The 26,666-nt window shown below is 63.1% G+C and carries 19 protein-coding genes and 2 tRNA genes; 10 read left to right on the plus strand and 11 right to left on the minus strand.

Features of this window, described 5'->3' with window-relative positions:
- Positions 1-36: 36 nt before the first annotated feature.
- From J7I12_RS02995 to xerD, 4 genes are all read right to left on the minus strand, one after another.
- Entirely contained in the window at positions 37-501 is a 465-nt protein-coding gene (locus J7I12_RS02995) for a LapA family protein (protein ID WP_118228926.1), read from the minus strand.
- A 366-nt stretch (positions 502-867) separates the two neighbouring features.
- A complete protein-coding gene (locus tag J7I12_RS03000) occupies positions 868-1,383 on the minus strand; it encodes an HIT family protein (RefSeq protein WP_118228927.1) in 516 nt (171 codons plus the stop codon).
- Positions 1,384-1,403: 20 nt separating this feature from the next.
- A complete protein-coding gene (locus J7I12_RS03005; RefSeq protein ID WP_417038542.1) occupies positions 1,404-4,082 on the minus strand; it encodes a CBS domain-containing protein in 2,679 nt (892 codons plus the stop codon).
- Positions 4,079-5,005: a site-specific tyrosine recombinase XerD gene (xerD, locus tag J7I12_RS03010; RefSeq protein WP_118228928.1), complete on the minus strand. Its 927-nt coding sequence runs from the start codon at positions 5,003-5,005 to the stop codon at positions 4,079-4,081. The genes J7I12_RS03005 and xerD overlap by 4 nt, the downstream gene beginning before the upstream one ends.
- Positions 5,006-5,171: 166 nt before the next feature.
- Between xerD and folK the strand changes: the two genes are divergently transcribed.
- Positions 5,172-5,687 carry a 2-amino-4-hydroxy-6-hydroxymethyldihydropteridine diphosphokinase gene (gene folK, locus J7I12_RS03015; protein ID WP_208360912.1) on the plus strand — a complete coding sequence of 172 codons (516 nt, stop codon included), beginning with the start codon at positions 5,172-5,174 and terminating at the stop codon, positions 5,685-5,687.
- A gap of 116 nt (positions 5,688-5,803) precedes the next feature.
- Positions 5,804-6,112: a transcriptional regulator gene (locus tag J7I12_RS03020; RefSeq protein WP_118228930.1), complete on the plus strand. Its 309-nt coding sequence runs from the start codon at positions 5,804-5,806 to the stop codon at positions 6,110-6,112.
- Positions 6,113-6,512: 400 nt separating this feature from the next.
- On the opposite strand, the gene J7I12_RS03025 is transcribed toward J7I12_RS03020, so the two are convergent.
- The 5 genes from J7I12_RS03025 to J7I12_RS03045 form a co-directional block, all read right to left on the minus strand.
- Positions 6,513-7,670 carry an NAD(P)H-dependent flavin oxidoreductase gene (locus J7I12_RS03025; RefSeq protein ID WP_118228931.1) on the minus strand — a complete coding sequence of 386 codons (1,158 nt, stop codon included), beginning with the start codon at positions 7,668-7,670 and terminating at the stop codon, positions 6,513-6,515.
- A gap of 518 nt (positions 7,671-8,188) precedes the next feature.
- Positions 8,189-11,254 carry a PD-(D/E)XK nuclease family protein gene (locus J7I12_RS03030; protein ID WP_208360910.1) on the minus strand — a complete coding sequence of 1,022 codons (3,066 nt, stop codon included), beginning with the start codon at positions 11,252-11,254 and terminating at the stop codon, positions 8,189-8,191.
- Positions 11,251-14,664, minus strand: coding sequence for a UvrD-helicase domain-containing protein (locus tag J7I12_RS03035; protein ID WP_236031485.1), 3,414 nt, complete (start codon positions 14,662-14,664; stop codon positions 11,251-11,253). The genes J7I12_RS03030 and J7I12_RS03035 overlap by 4 nt, the downstream gene beginning before the upstream one ends.
- Entirely contained in the window at positions 14,664-15,977 is a 1,314-nt protein-coding gene (locus J7I12_RS03040) for an ATP-dependent 6-phosphofructokinase (protein WP_208360908.1), read from the minus strand. Before J7I12_RS03040 ends, J7I12_RS03035 begins: the two co-directional genes overlap by 1 nt.
- Positions 15,974-16,543: an HD domain-containing protein gene (locus J7I12_RS03045; protein WP_118228934.1), complete on the minus strand. Its 570-nt coding sequence runs from the start codon at positions 16,541-16,543 to the stop codon at positions 15,974-15,976. The genes J7I12_RS03040 and J7I12_RS03045 overlap by 4 nt, the downstream gene beginning before the upstream one ends.
- 148 nt (positions 16,544-16,691) lie before the next feature.
- Here J7I12_RS03045 and J7I12_RS03050 point away from each other — a divergent pair, with 148 nt between their 5' ends.
- Positions 16,692-17,753 (plus strand): PSP1 domain-containing protein, encoded by a 1,062-nt coding sequence (locus J7I12_RS03050; protein ID WP_118228935.1) that lies wholly within the window; start codon positions 16,692-16,694, stop codon positions 17,751-17,753.
- Positions 17,754-17,776: 23 nt separating this feature from the next.
- Entirely contained in the window at positions 17,777-19,768 is a 1,992-nt protein-coding gene (gene metG, locus J7I12_RS03055; RefSeq protein WP_208360906.1) for a methionine--tRNA ligase, read from the plus strand.
- A 211-nt stretch (positions 19,769-19,979) separates the two neighbouring features.
- On the opposite strand, the gene J7I12_RS03060 is transcribed toward metG, so the two are convergent.
- A complete protein-coding gene (locus J7I12_RS03060; protein WP_118228937.1) occupies positions 19,980-20,171 on the minus strand; it encodes a hypothetical protein in 192 nt (63 codons plus the stop codon).
- A 132-nt stretch (positions 20,172-20,303) separates the two neighbouring features.
- Between J7I12_RS03060 and J7I12_RS03065 the strand changes: the two genes are divergently transcribed.
- Positions 20,304-21,101, plus strand: coding sequence for an undecaprenyl-diphosphate phosphatase (locus tag J7I12_RS03065; RefSeq protein WP_118228938.1), 798 nt, complete (start codon positions 20,304-20,306; stop codon positions 21,099-21,101).
- A 77-nt stretch (positions 21,102-21,178) separates the two neighbouring features.
- Positions 21,179-21,255: transfer RNA gene (locus J7I12_RS03070), tRNA-Met, on the plus strand.
- 340 nt (positions 21,256-21,595) lie between these two features.
- Here J7I12_RS03070 and J7I12_RS03075 read toward each other — a convergent pair.
- Positions 21,596-21,689 (minus strand) — tRNA-Sec (locus J7I12_RS03075).
- A 305-nt stretch (positions 21,690-21,994) separates the two neighbouring features.
- Between J7I12_RS03075 and ftsH the strand changes: the two genes are divergently transcribed.
- From ftsH to J7I12_RS03095, 4 genes are all read left to right on the plus strand, one after another.
- Positions 21,995-24,001 (plus strand): ATP-dependent zinc metalloprotease FtsH, encoded by a 2,007-nt coding sequence (ftsH, locus tag J7I12_RS03080; RefSeq protein WP_208360925.1) that lies wholly within the window; start codon positions 21,995-21,997, stop codon positions 23,999-24,001.
- Complete coding sequence (gene folP, locus J7I12_RS03085; RefSeq protein WP_118228939.1) at positions 23,988-24,866, plus strand: dihydropteroate synthase; 879 nt, start codon at positions 23,988-23,990, stop codon at positions 24,864-24,866. Before ftsH ends, folP begins: the two co-directional genes overlap by 14 nt.
- Before the next feature lie 106 nt (positions 24,867-24,972).
- Positions 24,973-25,710, plus strand: a complete 738-nt coding sequence (gene cdaA / locus J7I12_RS03090; protein ID WP_118228940.1) for a diadenylate cyclase CdaA — start codon at positions 24,973-24,975, stop codon at positions 25,708-25,710.
- Positions 25,697-26,647, plus strand: coding sequence for a CdaR family protein (locus J7I12_RS03095; RefSeq protein WP_118228941.1), 951 nt, complete (start codon positions 25,697-25,699; stop codon positions 26,645-26,647). The genes cdaA and J7I12_RS03095 overlap by 14 nt, the downstream gene beginning before the upstream one ends.
- Positions 26,648-26,666: the final 19 nt, after the last annotated feature.

A 26,666-nucleotide genomic window follows, 5' to 3' on the forward strand; every position in this document is an offset into this window, starting at 1 on the left:
TGCCCGTGAGCGCACGGTCAGCACGCAGCGGGGAAATTACGGCCGGTCTGGGTCCGGGGCCAGAGCCGCGCCTTCTGCGGTCAGATCTGCCCCCTGGGGCGCACAGGCAGCTGCATCGGCCTTGCCGCCGGTTTTGGCTTCCAGCGCGGCGGCTTTGTCGGCCTTGCGCAGGAAGGTGGCGCGCGCGGTTTCACTGCCCAGCTTTTTGCGGAGCTTTTCCACTTCGCGCTCCAGACTGCTGATCTGCCACTTGTGCTTCAGCAACCGTGCGGAAAGATTGACCTTGTCCCAGACCAGGAAGCAGAGCGTGAAGAGCGCGCCCAGAGCAAAGGCCGCCACCACCAGGAAATAGAACGGCAGTGGGATGGAGGACATGGGCGGAATGAAAAAGAGGTTGAGCGTAAGAACCAGTTGCTGGGAAAGGGAGGCCTGGTTCTGAAAAAAGAAAACCAGGGACAGAAAAAACACCACGGCAAGCAGCAGAACCTTGACATACCGCATGGGCACACTCCTCACAGGCTAAAAAACGCTGAAATAAACTGTACGCTGCATGGGCTCTTGCGGATGTCGCTTCCCGCCCTGTAGGCGGGTGCGCCTCCCGCCGAGGATTGCCCGGTCCCCGGCCTTGGCGGTCCCGGCGTCGGCGGACCGCCTGACGCGGCATGCGGCACGCGTCGCAAAAAAGTTTGGCTGTCCGCCGTGGTTTGTCGGGGCGGGCAGGGCCTGCGGCCGCACCGGCAAAGGGCACGATGGGGGTCGCGCGGCCGAAAAATTCTTTGGCCGGGTCGCACCAGCGGCGTTCCGGCCGACGTATCCTGCAGTTGCTGCGGCACGCCGCAGCACAGTCGGCACTGCGGGCAGGGGGCGTCAGTCCGTCAGGGCAGCCAGGCGCACGGCCACGGCCTGAGGCGCAAAGTAGGGCCGCAGGGCCGCATAGCTGCAGCTGAGGTGCTGCGGCATGGTGCGTACCTCGTCAAATACGGCCATAAAGGAGGAATCCCCGTTCCAGCGCGGCACCAGATGAAAGTGCAGATGCTCCCGAATGCCGGCGCCCGCGGCCTCGCCTTGGTTCAGGCCGATATTGATGCCCGGACAGGTAAAGTGTTCCTTTAATATAGTGGCGCAGACCTGCAAAAGGTCCATAATTTCATGCGCTTCTCGGCGTGAAAGCTCGGCCAGCAGCATGACGTGGCGGTAGGGGCAGACCATGATGTGCCCGTTATTATACGGGTATTTGTTCATGATCACAAAGCAATGTTCCCCGCGGTAGAGCACGAGCCGCTCCGCGTCTTCTTCCGTGCCTTGGGGCAGGCAGAACACGCAGGTATCGGGTTTCGGGCCCAGAATGTAGTCTATACGCCAAGGCGCCCACAATTGTTTCATAATGTTGAGCTATACACCGCTTAGGGCCGACGGGCAAGGGGGGCCCCGCCGGACGTGCGGCCGTTTTTTGCCAGCAGGCTTTTGACCAGGGCCAGCTGGCTTTCGGCATTGGGAGCCTGGCCGTCCAGCTTGGCGCGCAGCACGGCCGCCAGAATCCGGCTGTAGGCCGGACCGGGGAGAAGCCCCAGGCGCTGCAGATCCTGGCCGGTGATGTCTGCCTTTTCTCTTCGCCATTGGGTAATGTAGCGCGAAATGTTTTTTTGCAGGGGCGCATCGCTGGTTCTGGCCATGAGGTAGAGCAAAAACTCCAGGCGCAAGGGCCGGAGCAGGGCGCAGAGTTCGCTGGGCCGGGCCGATGTTTCTTGCCAGTTGGTCAGCTGGCTGCCCAGGGCGCGCAGACGTTCTCGTTGGGCCAGCACTGTGGCGCGCAGGGCTTCGGGCAGGCCCAGGCGGCGGTAGTGTTCCAGCGTAAGGGCATAATTCAGACCATGGTTGAGGCCCAGAAAATAGACCAGCCAGGGCAGGGGCTGTTCCTCAAAATAGAGCAAACGGTACCAGCCGAGAATTTCCTGCAGCCCCTGCAACAGGGCCTTGCGTGCGGGGATCAGGGCCAGTTGGGGGGCTATGGTCTCCCAGATGCCCAGCTGGTCCATGCGCGTGAAGCAGGCCAGGGGGGCTTCTTCATCACAAATGTGCTTGAATTCGCTGAACAGGCGCTGGGGCGAAAGGCGGTCCATGAGCTTGAGCGACAAGGCGTTTTTGACCAATTTTTCCGTGCCCTGGCCCAGATGGAAGCCGTAACGCTGCTCAAAGCGCACAGCGCGCAGGCAACGGGTGGGGTCTTCCACAAAGCTCAGGGTGTGCAGCACGCGGATGACCTTGTCCTTAATGTCCCGTTGCCCGCCGAAAAAATCCACCAGCAGGCCAAAGGGGTCATCCAGACGCACGGCCAGGGCGTTGATGGAAAAATCTCGCCGGAAGAGGTCCATTTTGAGGGATGAAAGCTCTACTGTGGGCAGGGCGGCCGGGTGTTCGTAGTATTCCAGCCGGGCTGTGGCCACGTCCAGGCGTTGTTCCTGCCCCTGGGCGTCGGGAAAAATGACCATGGAAGTAAGAAATTTGCGGTGCTCCCGCACGCGGCCGCCCAGTTCACGGGCCAGTTCGCGGGCCAGGGCCAGGCCGTCGCCTTCCACCACCAGGTCGATATCCTGATTGGGCCGCTGCAGCAGCAGGTCGCGCACAAAACCGCCCACGGCGTAGACCGGCAGACCGCGGGCCGCGCCCAGACGCCCGGCCAGGTGGAGCAGATCCCGCGTGGACGCGGGCAGGCGGTCCTGGATGAGTTTGGCCAGGGAGCGTTCCTTGCCGCCGCCTTTGTGCTCCGGCAGATGGCCGGAGGCGTTGGCAAAGACGTTGATGAGGTCTGTGCGGGTGACCACGCCCACAACTTTGTTGTCCTCCACAATGGGCGCCAGCCGTTGCCGTCCGCCCACAATGACGTCCGTAAGATCCTGCAGGCTCGCGTGCGGCGGCAGGGTGCGCACATGGCGGGTCATGTATTCCTCTACCCTGGCCACGGCCAGGCCGTGGGCCACGGCGCGCGAGGCCGTCTGCGCGTCCAGCAGCCCCACGCAGGCGCGGCTGCCCGGCGCAAACACGGGCACGGCCTTGAGCCCGAAGTGGAGCATAAGCTCGTCCGCCTCGCGGATGCTGGCCCCGGCCTCAATGCCCACGGCCGGCACAGACATATAATCCCTGGCCGTTTTGTCCGGATGCGCCTGGGCGTAGAGCTCCCGCAATATGGTTTCGCGCACTTCGTGCAGGGTCATGGAACGGATGGAGGCCGAAGCGGCGTAAGCATGCCCGCCGCCGCCCAGCGCAGCGCAGACGTCGCCCACGTTGACCGCCTCGCTGCGGCTGCGGGCCACCACCTGGATGCGGTCTTCCATCCTGCCGACGGCAAAGAGCACCGTGAATTTTTCCATTTCCATCAGGCGGTGCGCCAGGTAGGCAAAATCGCCCAGATAGTGCTCCATGGAGGCCTCGGCCAGAGCCACGCTCACGTCGTTGATGACGTAGGTCTGCACAGACTCCAGCAGACTGTTGAGGGCCTGAACGTGCAGGCTGGTGAGCTGGTGGGCGGCCAAGTCATCTATGCGGTTCACGTCCATGCCCTGACTGAGCAGCCAGGACGCGGCCTGAAAGTCCTCTTCCGTCGTGGAGGAATAGGTGAAGGAACCCGTATCGCCGTAAATGCCCAGGCCCAGCAAGGTGGCTTCTTCCGGGGTAAGGGCAATGCCGCGCTCACGCAGGTGGCGCACCATCAGGCTGGTCAGCGCGCCCACGCGGGCCGTGTAGGCCGCGTCCGCCGTCACGTCGTCGGCAGCGTCGGGGTGGTGGTCCCAGACTTCCAGCCGCAAACCTGGGCGGTCCAGCAGGGGAGCCACATGCCGCACGCGGCCGCGCTGACGGGTGTCTACCAGCACCAGACGGTCAAAGGCGGCCCAGTCCAGGCTGTCGGCGGTGACGAAGTCGTAGGTCTGGGCGTCCAGGCGGGCATAAAGTTTTTGCAGGCCGCGTTCCTGCGTGCCGGGAAAGAGCAGCACGCAGGGAGCATAAAGCCGACGGGCCGCCAGCATGGCCGCAAAAGCGTCGAAATCCGCGTTGGCGTGGCAGGTGACGAGGGTGGCGGGGCTCACACGCGGCTCCGGGGGTGAAACTGGTGGTGCAGGGCGCGCAACCGCTCGGCCTGCACATGGGTGTAGATTTCTGTGGCGCTGATGTCCGCGTGGCCCAGGAGCAGCTGCACGGAGCGCAGATCCGCGCCGCCTTCCAGAAGGTGTGTGGCAAAGGAATGGCGGAAGGTGTGCGGTGAAATGGCGCGGCGGATGCCGGCCTGCAGGGCGTAGTTTTTGACCATCTTCCAGACGTATTGGCGGCTCAGAGCCCGGCCCGAACGGTTGACGAAGAGCTGCCCGCCCGTGGGGCTGAAGGCGGGCCGCCAGTCCTTAAGATAGGTGGCAAGCATCTGCTGCATGGCGTCGTGCAAAGGGACAAGGCGTTCCTTGGCGCCCTTGCCGAAAACGCGCACCAGCCCCCGCTGCAGGTCCAGATCCAGAACGTCCAGATTGCACAGCTCGGAGACGCGCAGCCCCGCCGCGTACAGCATCTCCAGCATACAGCGGTCGCGCGCGCCTGTTTTAACGCCGCAGTCTGGCTGGGCCAGCAAAGCCTCCATTTCATCCTTGCGCAACACCTCCGGCAAATGCAGGGGGAGCTTGGGATTTTCCAGCAGCAGAGCGGGGTTTTTGGTCACCGCGCCCGCGTCCAGGGCAAAGGCAAAAAAAGCCCGCAAGGCCGAAAGCCGCCGCGCCAGGGTGCGCCCCGTGTTCTGGTGCGCCCGCAGCCAGGAGAGGTAGAGGAAAATTTCCTGCTCGTCCGGCGTGGCCGGAAGGCGGCCGCCGCTCAGGGCCAGTTCTTCCTGAAACAGAAAAAAATTTTCCAGGTCTTGGCGGTAGGCCTCCACGGTACGGACGGCCAAACCGCGCTCGGCCAGCAGATGGTCGCACCACTGCGGCAGCAGCGGCGCCAGAGGCGAAGAAAAGGGCGGGCTTTGCGTCATGGGCTCCATGCTAGCCGTCTTGCCTCCGGGGGGCAAGGGGCGGGGATGGCCGCGGCTTTTCCGTCGGGCAAAGCTGTGCTATGCCGTGTCGGCGGCACACGTTCAAGCGCGGTTTTGTTGCAGTGCCCTGCAATTCTGCTGCCGGAAATCCGCAGAAGGAGGCGTTATGCGGTCTGACGAGGCTTTACGGGCCTATGTGGGGCTGGGATCCAACGCGGCCGGGGCTGCGGAGCATCTGGAGCAGGCGCTTGCGGCTTTGGCGGCCCTGCCGGATATGCGGCTGGGCGCGGTTTCGTCCGTCTACGCCACGGAGCCGCAGGACTATGCGGACCAGCCCTGGTTTCTGAACCGGGCGGCGGAGCTCTTGCCCGGAGCGGACTGGGAACCCCACGCCCTGATGGATGCGCTGCTGCAGATTGAGGCGGCCCAGGGACGGGTGCGCAGCCCGGACCCGGCCCTGCGCTACGGACCGCGCGTCATTGACCTGGATTTGCTGCTTTTTGGAGATGTGCAGAGCACACACCCACACTGTCTTTTGCCCCATCCGCGCCTGACGCGGCGGGCCTTTGTACTGGTGCCCCTGCTGGAGGTGGCCCCGCAGATCCGCATCTGCGGTCTGCCTGGCCGCCAGTGGCTGGCGCGTTTGCCCTGGCGGCTGGAAGGGCACAGAATTTTTCAGTGACGGGGCGCGGCCCCTGTGCTACAAATGCTCGGCAGCGGCCAGCGCGCCGCGCGTCATTTTTTGTCAAGCCCCCGGCGCGGTCCCTGCGGCCGCAGTTTGGGTTGGAGGAGCGTTGCATGTGGAAATGGCTGATTCTTATTGTGGCGGGCTATGTGCTGTACCGCCTGTTTGCCAATGACCTGCTCAAAAAGAAAAAAGAACACAAAGAAGACAGCGCCGCCGAAGTAGAGCGTAAAGTGGCCGCCGGCGAGATGGTCAAAGACCCGGAATGCGGGGCCTATGTTTCTACCGAGGGCAATATCTCCGTGCGGGATGGCGAAAAGATTTACCGTTTTTGCAGTTACGAGTGTCGAGACAAATTTTTGCAGCGCCTGCAGGAAGGGGGCCGCGAACTGCCGCCCAGGGATAAGGATACAGAAGAATAGGGCGGCCATACGCGCCGGGACGGCAAGGACCAGCCCCTGGCGCACAGGACGCCATATCTTCGCGGTCGCGGCAGGTCACGGGAAAAAACAGCCCTTGGCGCGTGGGCATGGATAGGCTTGCAGCAGGCTGTGGACGCGCAGGCGGCCGCTCGTCGCAAAGGAACAGGCGTCGTTTGCTCCTTATTGGCCCGTTTGCGACGAGGGACGTTACGGGCAAAGACAGCAGCGCTGGTTACGGAGCAACGTCAGTGGTGCGGATGCGCGGTGCAGCGCTGGAGCGGGCAACCTGCGCAGCCGTACATAGAGAAATTTACGAATACGCAGTTTCGAAAAACGTAACAAATCCCCCTTGGCTATGCAGATCGGCCAAGGGGGATTTTTTCGGCAGTCGGGATCGCGCTTATTTCATGCCGGCCACGCGGCCCAGCATACTCTGAACGTTCTGCACGCTTTTGCTGAGGCTGCTTTTGGCCTCGTCAAATTCTTTCTGCAGGCTGTCCATGAGCTCGCGTACGGAAATAATAGCGTTGACGCGCGCCACATTGGCCCCACAGAAGGCGAAGCCGCGTTCCAGATTGCCGCGCATGGCGTTGATCAGGGCCTGAGCGATGCAGTAGGGCGTTTTTTCCTGCTCGCAGGTTTTGACGCAGTGGAAGATGCATTTGAAGGGCTTTTTGTTGCCCGCGCGGGATTCCTGGATAAATTCGTTTTCCAGAGCGCGTCCGGGCATGCCCACCGGGCTTTTGATAATGGTCACGTCTTCGGGGCGGGCCGCCAGGTAGGACTGTTTGAAGCGTTCGTCGGCATCGCATTCGTGGGTGGCCACAAAGCGGGTGCCCATCTGCACGCCGGAAGCGCCGAGGTTCAGAAACTTCATGATGTCCGCGCCGGAATAGACGCCGCCTGCGGCGATGACGGGCACGGACCGGCCGCACTTGTCTTCCATGGGTTTGACGGCGTCCACCACCTGGGGCACCAGCACTTCCAGGGCGTGGGCGGGGTCGTGCAGCTCTTCCGGCTTAAAACCCAGGTGGCCGCCGGCCTTGGGGCCTTCCACCACAAAGGCGTCCGGGGTGTAGCCGAAATGGGTCACCCATTTTTTGGCAATGACCGTGGCTGCCCTGGCCGAAGACACGATGGGCACCAGCTTGGTCTTGAATTCTTCTTTCTTTTCTTCACACATCTGGAGCAGGTGCCGGGGCATATCCAAAGGCAGTCCTGCGCCGGAAAAGATGATGTCCGCCCTGTTTTCAATGGCCGTACGCACCATCTGCGTAAAAGTGGTGAGAGCCACCATGAGGTTGACGCCGATGATGCCGTCCGTCATCTGGCGGGCTTTGAGTATTTCAGTGCTCAGGGCGCGCAGGTTGGCGGTGAGCGGGTCTTTGGCCACATCGGGTTCTTTCATGCCGATCATGGCTCCGGCAATGACGCCGATGCCGCCCTGATTGGCCACGGCCGACGCCAGACCGGAAAGTGAGATGCCCACGCCCATGCCGCCCTGAATAACAGGGATGCGGGCCGTGAGATTACCTATGCGAAGCGCGGGGAAAGGCATGACAAGACCTCCGTCCTGACGGAAACGGGAAAGCGGGCAGGGCCGCGGATTGACGACCAGATCGTTCCCCGGTGATTTTTGGAATAAATATAAGCGCATTTCTTACGGGGCGCAACAGGGAATTGTTGTCAGAACGCCAACCGGGCGCGGGTATTCAGATTTTTTATGATACGGCAGCCGGGCAGGGCGGTCAGAACCGTATTCGTCTTATGTTATGCTGCTGCCGGAGATGCCGGACGAAAAAAGAAATTTCACGGGGCCATGCCCCTGAACCGCCAAAGGCTTCTGCCGCAACAACCAATGTCCGGGCCAGAGCATTGCAACGTTACAGGGCCCTGGCGCTTGTGTAAGCAGACGTCCGCTGTGGAGGCGCAAGCGTAGCTGCAGCCGTAACGACGCAGAAAGTTACGGGCAAAGACAGCAGCGCTGGCTACAGATACAGACAGCACCGCCTCTGTATTTGCGCGGGTAAGCGACGCAACGGGCATGCCGTAGCTGTTAAAAATACATTTTCTTATCTAAACGGTGCAGAGGCCTGCGTAAGGGCAGTAGCGACAGTGCTTGTCGGGCCGGGCCGCAAAGTGCGGGGCGCGCGTCAGGTGCAGGAGAGTGAGCTCCAGGGCCGTGCGGCAGTAGCCCAGGGCGGCCTGCACGTCCTCACCCACAAGGCCGCCGAACAGGGGGGCCTCCCGGCCCGTGTCGCCAAGGTCCACCAGGGCCGCGTCGCCAAGGGGGCCCAGGCCCGCGGCCTGGGCCATGAGCAGATAGACGGGCAGCTGCAGGCTGCGGAGCCGCTCGCAAAGTCGGCAGAACAGGGCGTCCAGATCCTCCAGGGCTTCCGCAGGGGAGGCGGCTTCGCCGGTCTGGCCATTCAGGCGGTCACAAAGCTGCCCGGCCTGACGGAAAAAGCGTACGTCTGTCCATAGGTCGCCATCTGGCAGTTTGATGCGGCCGGTCTTGTAGTCCAGCACATGGAGCAGGCCGTCCCGTCGGTCCAGACGGTCGCAGACGCCCTTAAAGGCATAGTCGGCCCCGGCCAGGCGTAAAGTGGCGTCCAGAGGCGTTTCCAGAGCGTCGATCAGGGTGGTTTCGGGCTGGTTGTCCAGAAAGCGCTGCAGCCGCATGGGCACGGCTTCCTTAAGAATAAGCAGACTGTCCGGCGGCAGTTGCGCTTCCAGCCCGGAAGAGGCGAGAGCCTGAACAAAGGCGGCCTGTACGGCGGCGGGGCCCAAAGCGCTGCGCCGGACGCTGCGCTGCAGGTACGGGGCATACAGCGCGCGCAGGGTTTCATGAACGCAAATGCCCACCGCAGCCGGGTCGTCGCCCTCGTTGACCTCCTGCGGCGGTTCCAGGGCGCAAAGATACTGGCGGACAAAGCGCAAGGGACATTCCAGATAGACGTCCAACAGAGTGGCGGAAAGGGGACGGCGTAAAAGTCGCCTCAAAGCCGTATCCAGCCCGCCCTGACGTGGCAGGCTTTGGGGGTGCGCGGCAAAGGCGCGCAGGGTGCAGCGGGCCGCCGTGAGCGGCCCCTGGCCGGGTTCGAGCAGGGCCCCCCGACTTTGCTCCTCCTCCCAAAGCAGTTGTTCCACAAAACGGCTGCGACTTTTCTTCCCATCAAAAAGTTCGGAGCGGGTGATGCCCTCCTGCCAGAAAAAACGTACTTCCCGCGCCCCGGCGCAAAGGCGGTAAAGGGTATAGGCGGCGGCCTTTTCGCGCCCACGGGCGTCGGGCAGGCCCAACACGCGGCGCAGGGCATCGGGCAGCAGCGGGTCCGGGGCGGGCGCGCCCGGCAGCTTGTCGTCCGTGGCGTCCACAATGAGCACACGGTCAAAGTGCAGCAGGCGGGTTTCCAGCATGCCCAAGACCTGCAGGCCCGTGAGCGGTTCAGCCTCAAAGGGCACGCGCTCCTGCTCCAGCATGCCACGCAGTACCGCGTGCAACACCGCAGGCTGCAAGGGGGTCTGCGCCAGGCAATTGTCGCGCAGCCGCGGGGCCACATGACGGCTCAGGCGGTAGAGGGCTTCGGCGTCCAGCGGAAAGCGCCGCCAGATGTCCCCGCCGTGCAGCAGCAGAAAGTCACAGATCCGCAACAGACCGCGGGCGGTGTCTTCCAGAGTGGTAGCCGTGCCGAAGCCTGTGGTGCACAGGGTCAGGGTTTCGTGCAGCAGAGCCGCCTGATCTGCGGGGATCTCGGCGGCGCAGGCCGGGACCATGGCAGACAAGTCCACAAAGCGCGCGCCCGTGCGGATGTGGTGCTCCAGACGGCGCAGGGCCTCGCGCAGGGGCGGCCCCGCGACCGCCACAGGAGCGCCATCGCCCCCGACAGCGGCGTCAGGGCCAGCTTGCGGCGTGCGGGGGGCGGCGCGCAGCAGATTAAGGTAAGGGTGGCGCAGACACCGCAGCAGGGCTCGCCAGTAGTAGCGGCCATCCGCATCGCGGGTTTCCTGCAGGCGCAGCAGGGCATCCAGCAAGCGGTAGAGGGGGGAGCGCTCCAGCGGATAGCCCATGGAGACGTTCACATCCTTGTGCGGCAAGTGGTGCAGCACCGGCATAAGCAGGGCGCTGTCCGTCAGTACCACGGCCGTGGCGGCGTCTGTGGCAACAGCCTGCTCCGGACTGGGGGGCGGGTCCGGCGCGTTTGTTAAAACTTCACGCAGTTCTTTAAGTTGTGAATGCAGGTCGTACCCGGCAAAAAAATGATAGTCCGGGCGCGGGGACGGACAGGCCGTGTCCTGATCAGCGGCCTGCGGCAAATTCTGTGCGGCAAAACGCGGCGTTGCCGGAAGGGCCGTGGCGCGCCAGCGGCGGATCCAGGCAGCCAGAGGCTCACAGGACCAGTGGGGCGTGCCCCCTTGCGCCAGGGCCGGGTCCGCGTGCAGGCAGACCTGCGCCCCGGCCTCCCACAGCCGCCGCAGCACGGCTTCCTCCCCGCGCGTCAGCAGAGAAAAGCCCGCAAGCAGTACGGGGCGGCGTTCTGTGGGGCGGAACAGGACCGGGATGTCTGTGGCGTCTGCAGCCACGCTGGCCGTATCCAGGCCCGGCGTAGTCCAGCCTCTGGCCCGCAGTTCCGCCGCATAGGCCGTGCCGATGCGCCCCAGTGCGCCCAGCAGGGCCGCAGCCGGTGCGGCCACCTCCTGCTCCATGTGGGTCAGATCCACGGCCGCCACCTGCTGCTGGAACATGTCTTCAAAAACCTGGGCCAGGCGCAGGCCCCAGGGCAAAAAGCGGCCTACGTCCATATGGGCGAAGCGCGCGGCCAGGGCGCTGTCTTCCTGGGCAACGGCAGCCACAGCCTGCTGCAATGCCGCCACACGGTCCAGGTCGCCCGCCGTGTACAAAGGGACCTGAGCCAGGCGCGCCCGCCATTGGGCCGTCAGATCCGTGAGGGGCAGAACGCGCGGCAGGGGCCCCACATGGCCGGAAGCCGCATAAAGCCGCGCCAGGTAGCGCCAGGGCCGGTGGTGGGGCACCACCACCAGGGCCTGGCCAGGCATATCGCCGCAGAGCCGGTCCAGGTGGGCCTTGAGGTCCGCCAAAAAGGGACGTTGCCAGGGAAAAACCAGAAAGGGCGCGCCGCTCATGCCAAGGCATCCTCCGGGGGCAACAGGCCGTCGCAGTGTTCCTGCAAAGGGGAAACGACCGTATCCGTGACCAGGCGGAAGCGGCGCAGATCCAGATAGACCAGCAGCGCGCGCGCTTCCCGGCTTGTTGTCCCCGGCGCGTGCAGACAGCGCAGATAGGTGCGCACCTGCGCCACGTGCTCTTCCCTGGCCTGACCGCTTTTGTAGTCGAGGACCAGGCTGCCCCAGGCTTCGGGCACCAGCAGGTCCACACGCAGCAGGTTGCCCTGGCCGTCCAGCAGAGAATGCTCCGGCAGACCGTGCGCAAGCCAGCTCGCAGCCTGCGGTTGCGCTGCCAGCCAGGCCAGAGAGGCGGCAAGCTCCTCCCGAAAGCCCGCGTCCTGGGGCACGGGCAGGGCGTACTGGCGCAGGCCGTATTCCAGGGCCGCGCGAGCGTCCGCCTCCGGCTGCCCCGTGGGGCGCAGACGCTCCAGGCAGGCGTGCAGCAAGGTGCCCCGGTCTTCCGCACGAAAGGCCATGCCCGCCAGCGGGTTGCGGTAAATCTTCAGGCGCGGCAGCCACTGCATGGGCCGCCAGGGCGCGGCGTCGGGATCCGCGCTGTGCGAAGCCGCAGGCTGTGCGGCGGGTACGGATGGGTCCTTGCCCGCAGCAAATCTGTCCATTGCGGGCCCGTCCTTTGCACCGGCGCCGGCGCGGGGCCTGTGGTCCACCGCGTCTGCCTCCGAGTCGGACGTGGGGGAGGACGCTGTTGCCTGCGCGTAGCCCCCTGCAGTGGGGGCCACATCGGCCGTTGTCATGTCGGTCTGGGCGGCTACGGGTGCGTCGACAAGGGGCTCCGGCAGTGCGCCCAGGGTATAGGGGGGCTGCAGACCGGCCGCCTCCCAAAGCACGTCCAGGGCGTCGCAGGCGGATTTCTGGCCGCCCACGGGGGCGCCGCGAAACACGTACAGAGCATCCCGCGCGCGGGTAAAGGCCACATAGAGCAGATGCAGGCATTCGCGGGCCTGGCGGACCAGCTCTGCAAAATAAGGAGCGTTGAGGGCCCTGGCGTTGCCCACCACATAGCGCAGGCCGCCAAGGGTGACGGTGCGGGGGTCGGGGTGGACCCGCAGGCGGAAGTCCGTCCAGGGCACCACCACCACGGGGGCTTCCAGACCCTTGGATTTGTGGATGGTCATGATGCGCACGGCGTCCATTTGTTCGGGCATGGGCACCCGCTCGGCGTCGCCTTTATCCCGCCAGTGCTCCAGAAAGGTAGGCAGGGTGGAGAGGCCTTTTTCTTCGGCACTGTGCAGCACTTCCATAAAACGACGCAAAAAGGCTTCGGCTTCGGGGAAGCGTCGGGCCGCCTCCAGGCGGGAGAACCATTCCTGGGTCAGGTCGTAAGGAGTCATGAGCCCGGACTGGTTAAAAAAGGGCTCCAGCAAGGCCTGCCAGACCTGCGGCCAGCGCTGGCGGAACAGGCGGTACAAAGGCCCGCCTCGCGGCCCGCCCGCGCACCAGCCGTGCAGATCTTCCTCCGCCAGGGGCGCGGCCTCAGGGTGGTCGTGAAACAGCACGCCGGTGACAACAGTAAGGAAGGCAATATCGTCTTCGGGATTGTCCAGAAAGCTGAGCAGGGCCGCAGTCTGCGCCACCAGGGGATGCCCGGCGAGGCGCAGGCTGTTTTCCGTAATGACCGGGATGCCCCGGCCCAGCAGGGTATCCGCCACAATGGCGGCCATGCGGTTGGAGCGTACCAGCACCAGCACGTCCGACCAAGGGCGCGTCGGGCCGATGTCTTCTTCCAGCAGGTTGCCCAGGCGTTCCAGGGTCGCGGCTGTGAGGGCCTCAACGTTTTCTGCCTCCAGCACGTCCACTTGCACCAGCCCGCCGGGCTTGCCCTGGGGCGGGCTTTGCTGCGCCGCGCCCGCAAAAGCCTGGGCCAGTTTGGCGGCGGCCTGCGGCAGCCCCTCGGTGGGCGCGGTGCCGGGCAACAGGGCCGTGAGCACGCGCAGGGCCGTTTCGCGGTTTTCCAGAGGGGTGAACAACAGGTTATTGTGCTGCACCACCTCCCGCCGACTGCGCCAGTTGTGGGGCAGGGTGACGCGTTCCCCCTCTGGGACCAGGGCGGTCAGGGACGCATCGCCAAGCACGGCGTCGAACAGGTCCGGGTCGCCCCCGCGCCAGCCGTAGATGGACTGCTTTACGTCGCCCACCCAGGTCAGCGAACCGCCGCGCGAGAGCGCCTCCAGCACCAAGGGGCGCAGGGCGCGCCACTGCTCGGCGCTGGTGTCCTGAAATTCGTCCACCAAAAAATGGGTGAGCCGCGCGCCCAGGCGGCAGAGGGCGTCCGGCACGCCGTGCTCGGCGCGCAGCAGGTCCGCCGCCAGATGGGGGATAAGCAGACCGGGCAGATGGCCTTCTTCAGCCTGATTACTGCGAAAGGCCTCGGCCAAGGTACGGGCCAGTTCCACGGCCGGGGCGTAGCGCAGGCCCAGCTGCAGCAAAGGGGCCTCCTCCAGCCATGTTCCGGCGGCGGCCGCGCAGCGGGTAAAGGATGCCGCCACGGCGGCGGGAACGGTCTGATGTTTGGTGAACAGATCGGCGGCTTCAGGCTTTTTAAAAAAAGCCGAATCCTTCACAGTGCCTGCGGCCATGCTTTCCACAGCGGCATAGGCCTGTTTTTTCCAGGTCAGACTTGCGGCCTCGGCCGCCTCCAGAAGGGCCTGTCCGGCGGAGCGCGCCGCCAGCAGGAGGGTGGTCCAGCGCTGTTCCAGCGCGGCCGGTGGAGAAACGTCCTCCAGCTCGCCCAAAAGCGCTTTATCCATAAAGGGACGCAGTTGCCCCAGGATTTTTTCTCCAGCCAGAAAACCCCGGCTGTTGCCGTGCCAGACCAGGGCGTGACAGACCTGCCGCAGCAGCTCAAGCATGGCCGGGTTCTGCCGCCGGGCTTCTTCCAGCAGTAGGTCCAGGTAGGGCGTCAGAGCCTCCTCGCTGGCGAACACGGGCTGAAACTCCGGGTGCAGGCCCAGGTCCAGAGCCGCCGCGCGGACAATGCTGTGCAGCAGGCTGTCGATAGTGCGTATCTGCAGCGCGCCCATGTCCCGCATGATGGCTGTGACCCAGCGGCCGGCCTCGTCCGCGGCCAGGGGCAGACCTTCGGGCGGATGGCCCAGGGCGGCGTTTTTTAACTGGCGCACCACGCGCTCGCGCATTTCGGCGGCGGCGGCGTTGGTGAAGGTGACGGCCAGGACGTCGCCCCAGCCAGTGGGGCCGGCCGCACTCAGGGCGCAGACGCCCGTGGCGGGTGCGGGCGCGCCGCAGGCCACCACGTGCTGCAAAAAGCAGCGCGTCAGCTCAAAGGTTTTGCCGGACCCGGCCGAAGCCTTGATCTGGCGTAACTGCCGCGAACGGGGCCGAACGTCCATTACAGGGGCGGCAGCATGCCCGCCAACGTGCCTTGCCCGGTGGATTCCAGCACGGCCCGCCAGAGATCGGAATAAATGTTGAGTTTGCGCCGCTTGCGGGTGACCAGCTCCAGCGGCAGATGCACATAGCGGTCCTGAATTTTGCCCACCACCATGTCTGTGCGGCCGGCCATGGCCGCGTGCACGGCGTACTGGCCCAAAAAGCCGCAGTAGACCTTGTCGTTGGCGTTGGCCGGCACGGAGCGGATAATGTAGCTGGGGTCAATGTATTTGATGGAGTGCTCCAGGCCGCGCGCGTTCAGGTATTTGGTCATGGCGCCGCGCAGCAGGGTGGCCACGTCGCCCAGCACGGGGTTGCCCGAGGCGTCTGTGCCGGACTGCTGGTCCAGCAGGTGCTGCCCGGCCCCTTCGGCGGCCACAATGACGGCGTGGCCGCGCCGACGCAGGCGTTCTTCCAGCGCGGGCAGCAGGCCGCCTTGTCCTTCAAGGGCAAAGGGAGCTTCAGGGATGAGGACGAAGTTTACTTCCTTCAGGGCAAGGGCCGCGCGTGCGGCGATGAAGCCCGACTCCCGCCCCATGAGTTTGACCAGACCAATGCCGTTGGGCACGCCGCAGGCTTCAGTATGGGCGCATTCAATGGCCTCTGTGGCCTTGAAGGCGGCGGTTTCAAAGCCAAAGGACTGGGGGATGAAGTTAATGTCGTTGTCAATGGTTTTGGGGATGCCGATGACGGCAATTCTGAGGCCGCGGGTCTGCACTTCGGCGCTGATGGCCTGGGCGGCCTTCATGGTGCCGTCGCCGCCGATGACAAACAATGCGTTGACGTTGCTGCGTTCCAGAGTGTCCACGATTTCTTCGGGCGCCTGCGGCCCGCGCGAAGACCCCAGCATAGTGCCGCCAAAACGGTGAATGTCCGCCACAACGGCGGGGGTCAGCTCCAGGGGAGTGTGGCCGTAGTTAGGGATAAAGCCCTCCAGCCCGTAGGGAATGCCCAGCACCGAGGGCACATGGTAGGCGTGAAAAGCCTCCATAACAATGGCCCGGATGACGTCGTTGATGCCCGGACAGAGACCGCCGCAGGTGACGATGGCGCATTTTGCCCTGGTGGGGTCAAAGTAGAGCTTTTTGCGCGGGCCTGCGGCCTCCAGACAGACGCCGAAAGGGGTCGCGGCTTCATCGGAAAGTTCCTCATCCACAAAAATCCGCACGATTTTGTCGTCGGCCCAGGTGCGGTAGGGTAAGGCGGAATCCAGTTTGCAGGGGCCCAGGGTGCGGATTTCCGTCTGCAGGGCGGCGGCTTCAGGGGACGTCATGGGCGCACCTCCTTGACCAGGCCCAGCTGCGGGGCAATGCCGCGCATGGCTTCAATAGCCAGGCTCAAAAAAGCGTCCAGTTCCAGCCCGGCTTCGGCGCACTGGCGGATGTTGTCACGGCTGACGCTGGCGGCAAAGGCTTTGTCTTTCATCTTTTTTTTGATGCTCTTGGGTTCCATGCCTTCCAGCCCCGTGGGTCGCATGAGCGCCGCGGCGCTGATAAGCCCGGTGACCGTTTCGCCGCAGCGCAGGGCGTAGTCAAAGCGGCTTTGGGGGGCGACGCCGTTCATCTCGCCGTTATGGGCGCGAATAGCTGCAAGGGCGGGTTCGGGCAGGCTGTGGCGCAAGAGCTCCGCGCTGTCCAGACCGTGCCGTTCGGGGGTTTCAACCGTGGCGGGGTAGTCCAGATCGTGGAGCAGACCGGTGAGGCCCCAGAGCTCTTCGTCTTCCCCAAAATGTCGCGCCAGGGCCCGCAAAATGGCCTCCGAGGCCAGGGCGTGCTGCAGCAGGGCGGGCGGGGTGCGGTGTTCCTCCAGCAAGTGCAGGGCAGAATCGCGTGTGATCATGGCTATACCTTCCTCTCCTGCCAGTGTACGGCAGGGGCGGGGTGAAGGCAAGGCGCGGCCCGCGCCGTGAGGGCGGAGTTGACAGCGGGGCGGTAATGGCCGAAAAGAATTGTTTTGGAAATCTTTTAATAAAAGGTGTGCCGTGCCCATGTCCTCGCCCGTGTATGGCGTCCGCTCCCGCCCTTTGGGGCAGACCAGTTACTATCAGGGGCCGTTTGAGCTCAAGGCGGGAGACTACGTGCTTGTTGCTGCGGAACAGGGTTCAGCTCTGGGCCGCGTGGTTTCCGGCCCGGCAGAACTGCCGGAAGGGCGGAGCGACGAAGATCTGCCGCAGATTCTGCGTCAAGCCAGCCCGGAAGATATCTGCCAGGGGGAGGAGAATGACCGTCTGGCCGCTGAAGCCACGGCCTTTTGCCGCCGCTGTATCCGTGAACGCCGCATGGATATGAAGCTGGTAGATGTGGAAGTTTTTTTTGACCGCAGCAAGCTGATTTTTTACTTCACCGCGCCCGCCCGCATTGACTTCCGCGACCTGGTCAAGGATCTGGTGCGCGAATACCGGGCGCGTATTGAGCTGCGCCAGATCGGCGTGCGCCACGAAACCCAGATGGTGGGGGCCGTGGGCAACTGCGGCATGGTCTGCTGCTGCCGCCGCTACCTGCGCAAGTTCGCCCCTGTGACTATCCGTATGGCCAAGGAACAAAACCTTTTTCTGAACCCCGCAAAAATTTCCGGGATCTGCGGTCGCCTGCTCTGCTGCCTGGCCTATGAGCAGGAAAATTACGACAATTTCCATCGCCATTGTCCCCGTCTGGGCAAACGCTATCAGACGGATAAGGGCCCCATGAAGGTCTTGCGGGCCAACCTGTTCCGCAATTCCATAGCGGTGCTGACAGAAAGCGGCGAGGAGCAGGAAATTCATCTGGATGAATGGCAGGCCCTTTCTCCTTTCCGTCCCGAAGCGCCGCAGAATGCCGCCGCGCAGGGGCGACAGCCCGCCAGGCCGCCGCAGGGCGACGGTTTGCTGGTGGTTTCCGTTTCTCCGGAAACTGTGGACAGCGTGGACCATGACTTTGCGCCTGAAGGAGCGGAGTGCGCCCCTGCCGCAACGGGCGACACAAGCGCTGCAGGCGATCCGGCCCAGGCCGGGGTCGGCAAGCCGCGTCGCAAACGCCGCCGCAAACCGCAAACCTCTGAAGCAGATCAATGACGTCACAAGCAACGGAGCCCCCCGTGAACAGCTATTTCATCACCACGCCCATTTACTACGTCAATGCCCGCCCCCATCTGGGGCACGCCTATACCACGGTGGTGGCCGACGCCATGGCCCGCTACCACAAACTGCTGGGCGAGGACACGCTCTTTCTTACCGGCACAGACGAGCACGGCGACAAGATCGTGCAGGCGGCGGAAAAGCTGGGCAAAACGCCCAAGGAGTTTGTAGACGACATCAGCGGCCGCTTCCAGGCCCTCTGGCCCCACCTGGATATAGCCAACGACCGCTTTGTGCGCACCACAGACCCGCAGCACATGGCTGCGGTACAGACCTTTCTGCAACGGGTTTACGACCGGGGCGACATTTACTTCGGCGAGTTCGGCGGGCACTACTGCTACGGCTGCGAACGCTTTTATACGGAAAAAGAGCTGGAAAACGGCCTCTGTCCTCAGCATTTGACCAAGCCGGAATACATCAGCGAAAAAAATTATTTTTTCCGCATGTCCAAGTATCTGCCCTGGCTCAAACAGCACATTGAGGAGAACCCCTCCTTTATCCGGCCGGAGCGCTACCGCTCTGAAGTGCTGGCCATGCTGGAATCAGGCGCACTGGAAGACCTTTGCATCTCGCGGCCCAAATCGCGCCTGACCTGGGGCATAGAGCTGCCCTTTGACAAGGACTACGTCTGTTACGTCTGGTTTGACGCCCTGCTCAACTACATCAGCGCTCTGGGCTGGCCCGACGGCGCAGACTACCCCCGCTACTGGCCCGGCGAACATCTGGTGGCCAAGGATATTCTCAAACCCCACGCCGTGTTCTGGCCCACCATGCTCAAGGCCGCCGGCCTGCCTCTCTACCGCCACCTCAACGTGCACGGTTATTGGCTGGTGCGCGACACCAAGATGTCAAAATCCCTGGGCAATGTGGTGGAGCCGGAGGCCATGAGCGCACGCTTCGGCGCAGACGCTTTCCGCTACTTTCTGCTGCGTGAAATGCACTTCGGTTCCGACGCCAGCTTCAGCGAAGAGGCCCTTACAGGCCGTATCAATGCAGACCTGGCCAACGACCTGGGCAACCTCTTCAGCCGGGTGCTGTCCATGAGCGGCAAATATTTTGGCAGCGTCGTGCCCCGCCCCGCGGCTTTTCAGGAGGCGGATCTGGCCGTTGTGGAGCTCTGCGCCACGGCCATGCGGAATTTTACGCAGCTTTTCGGCAACGTGCAGTTTGCGCAGGGGCTGGAATCCTTGTGGGAACTGGTGCGCGCCTTGAACAAATATGTAGATGTTCAGGCCCCCTGGACTCTGTACAAGCAGGATAATATGGAGCGGCTCGGTACGGTGATGTATGTGCTGCTTTCGGCCATGCGCAAGACGGCCCTCTGCCTCTGGCCGGTCATGCCCACGGCTGCGGCCCGCATGCTGGAGCAGCTGGGGCAGACGGTGCCGCCCAAAGCGCCTCCCGTGCCCCGGCTGGAAGACGAGGTGGACACTTTTGACGGGCTCGCTCCGGGCACAACCCTGGCGGCGACCTCCAACCTCTTTCCGCGCATCGAGGTCAAAAAGGACGTGGTGCAAGCGCCTGCCGACAAAAAAAGTACAGCCAAAGCCGTGCAGGAGACTAAAAAGCCTGCCGACAAAAAAACTCCGGCCACTGTGGCGACCGGAACGGACGGGGCGGGAAAAGAGCTGGTGGAATTCAGCCGGTTTCAGGCTCTGGACCTGCGGGTAGGCACGGTGCTGCGGGCGGAAAAACACCCCAACGCCGACCGCATCCTGAAACTGGAAATAGACTTCGGCGAAGCCGAGCCCCGGCAGATACTCTCCGGCCTGGCGGCGCATTATGCGCCTGAAGCCCTGGTGGGCCGTCAGGTCTGCGCCATCCTCAATCTGCCGCCGCGCACCATCCGTGGGCTGGTTTCTCAGGGAATGGTGCTGACGGCTGGAGACGACGCGACGCTGGCCCTGCTCAGCGTGGATAAGCCCGTGCCCAACGGCGGGCGGATTGCGTAAGGCCTGTGCGCCCGGTGCGAACCTGCCGCGACCGGGCGCCGTTTACGGCCAATAAATGGAGTGCGCCGGAGCCTGACGGGCATTGCCGAAGGCGGCCTCGGCTGTACGGATTCCAAAGGGAGCAGGCCCGGCGATCCGACCTATACTATGCCAACCAGGCCCAGTCTGACCAGGGCCGGGCTTTACATAAGCCCGGTGGAAGCGGCCGTTGCTACCTTTTGTCCTGACAGGACTGGCGAAAGAGCCGCTCCAGGGCGGCGGCGTCCAGCGGGGTGAGGTTGAAACGCATGCCCGCCTCATCCAGAAGCGTGGCCAGGCTTTTGCCGGGATGTGCGGCCCGTTGCTCCGCCAGGTAGGCGGCGGCTTTGCGAACCAGTTCGCCTTGTGGCATGATGCTGCTCATGGAACACTTCCTTTTTCCCCTGACTATAGCCGCCGCAGCGGGATTTGGCAATGCCGATTCCCGGTTGCGGTCTTTTTGCTAAACCGCTGAACCGTGTCGCGCCGCCCTCTGGCGCGACCAGGGAAAATATATATGGACAACCTGCTTACAGCGCTGATTCTGAGTATTGTGGAAGGCATTACGGAATTTTTACCCGTGTCCTCTTCCGGGCATCTCATTCTGGTGGGAAATCTGCTCAATTTTGTGGGCGAAAGGGCCGCTACCTTTGAGGTGGTCATCCAGTTGGGGGCCATTCTGGCTGTAGCGGTGCTGTACCGGCAGCGCTTCTGGGGGCTGCTGCGGCCACAGCCCTACATGCGCTTCGCCGGCATGCGCGGCATTGCTCTACTGATGCTCACTTCGCTGCCCGCCTGCGTCATGGGGCTGCTTGTGCACGATTATATCAAGGAATACCTGTTCCGTCCGGGCACCGTGCTGCTGGCCTTGGTGGTGGGCGCGTTCTGCATGATCTTGGTGGAAAGGCGCAAGTTTCGGCCTACCTGCATCACCCTGGACGATATGACGCCGCGCCTGGCGCTGGGCATCGGCTGCTTCCAGTGTCTGGCCCTGTGGCCGGGCTTTTCACGCTCGGCGGCCACCATCATGGGCGGCATGATGCTGGGGGCCAAGCGGCCGTTGGCGGCGGAGTATTCGTTCATCGCGGCCGTACCCATCATGGTGGCGGCCACGGGCTACGATCTGCTCAAAAGCTGGAGCCTGTTTTCCGCGGCAGACCTGCCTTTTTTTGCTGTGGGCATGATCGGTTCGTTTCTTTCCGCCCTGGTGGCCGTAAAGGCCTTTGTGGCCCTGGTGGGGCGCATGACCCTCATCCCCTTTGCCGTATACCGGCTGGTGCTGGCCCCGCTGGTTTATTTTTTCATGGTCTACTGATTTCTGTAAAAAAATTCTTGCCAGCGGCACGCAAATTTTGTATTGAATGCGTCGCGCCGTTGAACAGCGGCTGACATGGCAAGGTAGCTCAGTTGGTTAGAGCATGCGGTTCATACCCGCAGTGTCGGGGGTTCAAATCCCTCCCTTGCTACCACAAATTTGTCAAAGAGCCCCAAGGTTGTCTAAAAGGCCTTGGGGCTCTTTGTTTTTTGTGCTGCCTGTAGGGGCTCTACACCAAAGACGGGGGCAAGCCGGCTCTACACCAAAGACGGCTCTACACCAAAGACGGGGGCAAGCCCCTTCAACGGGCAGTTTTTCCGACAGAGCTGCGGACCGATTTCCCCCAACCTCAAAGAGAAGCGGTCGCGCTTGTGACGGCCGACAGTGCAGCGAAAAGCGTTGCAAAGAGCGGCAATATAAAAAGCCCCCTCTGCAGCAAGGCCTCAAAGGGGTTAGCTGAAACCGTCCTGGATAATGGCGGCACTGAGCAAACTTGGCGGAGACGTATAGGGGTCGAACCTACCGCAGACGGTAAAGCCTGCCACCGGTTTTGAAGACCGGGCGCCACACCGGTGACGAAACGCCTCCGCGCTGAAGGCAACATAGGCAAAAAAAAGCTGCTGCGCAAGGGGATTAAAGACTGTGCCTGTGGCCCCAGTCGTAGAGGTAGTGCGTACCGAGGCCAAGATGCCTCAGGCCGATTTTTGCAGGATGGCACATTGCCAAACGCTGTTGCGGACTTATATAAGCCCAGGCAACGCCCCTTGGGGGCTGTTCCCCTTTAAAGATATTTGACACCGAGCGCGAACAGGTAGTATTCCGGTATGGGTGCGGGCCGTTTGTCCGGCCTTGGCCGTGCGCCCCCGCGTACGGAAAACGTTACGGAGGCAATGTTGAACCAGATAAGCCGCAACCTGATGCTCTGGGCGATTATCGTCCTGGCTATGGTCATGCTTTTCAATATGTTCCAGCAACCGCAAGGCGTCATGCAGCGGGTGCCGTACTCTGACTTTCTCAGTCAGGTGGACAACGGGCAGGTTATGTCCGTAACCATTCAAGGGCACACCCTCACTGGCAGAACTGCGGACGGCAAGACCGTGCAGACCTATGCGCCTCAGGATCTGGGCCTGGTCAACCGCCTTATTGAGAAAAAAGTTGAAGTTAAGGCTGAGCCGCCGGAAGAACAGCCCTGGTACATGACCTTGCTGGTTTCCTGGTTCCCCATGCTGCTGCTGGTGGGCGTATGGATATTCTTTATGCGTCAGATGCAGAGCGGCGGCGGCAAAGCCATGAGTTTTGGCCGCTCACGCGCCCGCATGCTCAACCAAGAAGGCGCGCGCGTCACCTTTGCCGATGTGGCGGGGGTGGATGAGGCCAAGGAAGAACTGCAGGAAGTGGTGGAGTTTCTCTCCAACCCCAAAAAATTCACGCGGCTGGGTGGTCGTATTCCCAAGGGTGTATTGCTGGTGGGCCCTCCCGGTACGGGCAAAACCCTGCTGGCCCGCGCCGTAGCGGGTGAGGCGGGCGTGCCGTTTTTTTCCATTTCCGGTTCTGATTTTGTGGAGATGTTTGTGGGCGTAGGCGCTTCGCGCGTGCGCGACCTCTTTGTTCAGGGCAAGAAAAACGCTCCGTGTCTTATTTTTATTGATGAAATTGACGCTGTGGGCCGGCAACGCGGTGCGGGCCTGGGCGGCGGCCACGACGAGCGGGAACAAACTCTGAACCAGCTGCTGGTGGAAATGGATGGGTTTGAAAGCAACGAGGGCGTCATCCTTATTGCCGCCACCAACCGCCCGGACGTGCTGGACCCGGCCCTGCTGCGGCCTGGCCGTTTTGACCGTCAGGTGGTGGTGCCCACCCCCGACCTGCGCGGCCGTCGCCGTATCCTTGAAGTGCACACCAAACGCACGCCGCTGGCCGGCGATGTGGATCTGGAAGTCCTGGCCAGGGGCACGCCGGGCTTTTCCGGCGCTGATCTGGAAAACCTGGTCAACGAGGCCGCCCTGCAGGCCGCCAAGCTCAATCAGGACCGTCTGGACATGCGCGATTTTGAGTACGCCAAGGACAAAGTACTCATGGGCCGTGAGCGCCGCAGCCTGATCCTCTCTGAAGAAGAAAAGCGCATCACCGCCTACCATGAAGGCGGCCACGCCCTGTGCGCCCGCCTGCTGCCCGGATCTGACCCGGTGCACAAGGTCACCATCATCCCGCGCGGGCGGGCTCTGGGCGTGACCATGCAGCTGCCGGAGGAAGACCGCCACGGCTATTCCCGCTCCTATTTGCGCAACAATCTTGTAGTGCTGCTGGGCGGTCGCGTAGCCGAAGAAATTATTTTTGACGACATCACCACCGGCGCTTCCAATGACATTGAGCGCGTCACCCGGCTGGCCCGCAAAATGGTCTGCGAATGGGGCATGAGCGAGGCCGTGGGCACGCTCTCCATCGGCGAGACAGGCGAAGAAGTCTTTATCGGCCGGGAATGGGTGCAGAACAAAAACTTCAGTGAAGACACCGCCCGCCTGGTGGATTCTGAAGTCAAACGGATTGTGGAAGAGGCCCATAGCCGTTGCCTTAAACTGCTGCAGGACAACGTGGAGGTGCTCCACCGCATTGCTGCGGCCCTGCTGGAACGCGAAACCATCACGGGCAGCGACCTCGACCTGCTGCTGGAAAACAAGGAGCTGCCCCCTTTGGACAGCAACGGCAAACCCGTCAAACCGACTGCGCCCGAAGGGCAGGGCGGCGACTCTGGCGCCGCCCCCGTCGCAACCGGCCCCACTGATGGCACGGGCGCCGCTGCTCCGTCCGACAAAAATGCGGACTTCACGCTGGAGCCGGATTCCGACGCTCCCGCGCGGCCGGTCGATTCCAAGGATTCACGGGATAATGACAACCACTAGCGGCGCTGCCGCCGCCACGGCTTCGGCCTGGCATATTCTGGGGGGGAGGGCGCTGACCACGCCCGCCCCCTTTGGCGTCATGGGTATCGTCAACCTCACGCCCGATTCGTTCTATGACGGCGGCAGCCACCCGGACGGGCCCCTCGGCCTGGCTCATGCGCTGCGCCTGCATGCCCAGGGGGCAGACATTCTGGACCTGGGCGCGGAATCCTCCCGTCCCGGCGCGGCCGCCTTGGACCCGCAGGCGGAGCTGGCCCGCCTGTTGCCGGTACTGGCTGGCCTGCGCCGTCAGGCCCCGGCCGCCGTGCTTTCTGTAGATACCTACCACGCCGCCACTGCGGCCGCTGTGCTCGCGCAAGGTGTGACCATCATCAATGATATTTCTGCCTGTGCCTTTGATCCGGCCCTGCTGGACGTGCTGGTGCAGTACAAGCCCGGCTATGTGCTCATGCACAGCCAGGGTCGACCAGACACCATGCAGCGCGATCCGCGTTACGACGATGTGCGGCGCGACGTAAGAGCCTTTTTTGAGCGCGAAATGAACCGCCTGGTGCGCGCCGGTCTGCCGGAAGACAGAATCGTGCTGGACCCTGGCATCGGCTTTGGCAAAACCCTGGAGCATAACCTGACCTTGCTGGCCCACCCTGAAGACTGGCTCACGCTGGGGCGGCCCGTGCTCATGGGGCTTTCCATGAAATCCGTATTCGGCGGCCTGCTGGGGCTGCAGCCTGCGGCTCGCGGCACGGCCACAGATACGGCCACAGCCCTGCTGCGGATCCGTGGCGTCTTCTGGCACCGGGTGCACCGGGTGGAAGCAGCCCGGCAGAGTCTGGCCGTGGCGGCCGTCCTGACCGGCCAGCGCTGACCCTGGCCGGCGCACTGCGTCCCAGGCCTCTGGACACGGGCCCGCAGAGCGCGTATGGCAAGCCACGGGACTTTCGGTCCCCGTACTTTTGCAGCAAGGAACATCTATGGGGTTGGAGCACATTGCCTTTGACTGGCGCGATGCCATGGACATTGCCGTGGTCAGCGTGCTGCTCTACCAGGTCATTCAGATGCTGCGCAGCTCACGTGCTCTGGCTGTACTTACGGGCCTTGGGCTGCTGACGGTCCTTTATTTTGTTTCAAATATTCTGGGTCTTTATACCCTGACTTGGCTGCTCCAGCACATTTTTAGTTCCCTGTTTATCCTTATTGTTGTTATTTTTCAGTCTGACATTCGCCAGGCATTGGGCGAAATGGGGGCCAGTCGTCTGTTCCGCAAACGGGGCCTGCAGCAGGACGCGGTGGAAGAGGTGGTAGCCGCCTGCGTGGAAATGGCGCGCCTGCGCGTAGGCGCGCTGATTGTGGTGGAGCGCAGCATGCGCCTGGGTGACATGATTGAACGCGAGGGCGTGCGGGTGGACGCCCAGCTTTCCCGCCGTCTGCTCATGAATATTTTTTACCCCAAGGCTCCGCTGCACGACGGCGCGGTCATTTTGAGCCACGGGAGGATCACAGCGGCCGCCTGCATTCTGCCCTTAGCCGTGGCCAAAGGGCAGAGCTTTGGCACACGCCACCGCGCGGCCCTGGGCATTACCAGAGAAAGCGACGCCGTGGCCATTGTGGTTTCTGAAGAGCGGGGCGAAATTTCTTTGGCCATGAAGGGCGAGCTGGTGCGCGCTCTGGACGCGGCCCGCCTGAGGCAGGTGCTCAATGAAATCGTCTGACCCTTCCCGTCGTCCGCCCCATTTGCTTTCATTTTTACTTTCCGTCCTTATTGCTGTGGGCATGTGGTATATGGTCAGCGTGCGGGACAGGCTGGAAGCCCAGTTTGACGTTAATCTGGACTATTACGGTATCCCGGCCAATCTGGTCATCACCGACGGCCTTATCACCAAGGCCACGGTGCGTCTGCGCGGGCCGGAAACGCTGCTGCGCTCCGTAACCCAACGCAAGCTCATCCAGGCCGTAAACCTCTCCAACATCAAGAAAGGCACGACTGTGGTGCCCCTCACAGCCGAACACCTGGGACCGGGCTTCCGCGCCTTTGAGCTCATCGACGTGCAGCCCCCGCGCATTGTCATCAAGGCGGACAACCTGCTGGAGCGTAGCGTACCCGTGCGGGCCATTGTGGATTCGCCCCTCAAGGGCGGCGCCCTTACAGTGGAAAACGTGAGCGTAACCCCTGCCACTGTGGTTCTGCGCGGGCCGGAAGCCGTAGTGGAAGATATTGCCAATGTGCCCCTGACCATCATGCTGGACCCCAAGGCTGCCGGCACCACCGTGCACCAGACCATCCCTCTGGATACGCCCGGCATGGTCACGGCCAATCCTTCCTCGGTACGGGTGCAGTACACCATTACCAGCGGACGTACAGTGGTGAGCCGCCGCTGCAGAATTGAAATTTCCGGAGAAAACCGTCGCGCTTACACCGTCACGCCCGACGAAGTGACCGTTATGGTGGAAGTGCCCGAAGCCCTGGCAAAAAGCAGCAAATATCTTGGACAGTTGGAGGTCAGCGTCACGCCGCCTGATCTGGATCCGGGCAAAAGCAAGGATGTGGAACTGCGCTTCCGCCTGCCTGAAGGTATGACCCTGCTTAATCCTGTCACCGAAGCGGCAACGGTGACCCGCAATAATCCCGCCGACAAGAAAAAACAGTAGACAGTAATCCAGAGGCAGA

Source organism: Desulfovibrio diazotrophicus (assembly GCF_902498985.2).
In the GTDB taxonomy this organism is placed as follows: domain Bacteria; phylum Desulfobacterota; class Desulfovibrionia; order Desulfovibrionales; family Desulfovibrionaceae; genus Desulfovibrio; species Desulfovibrio legallii.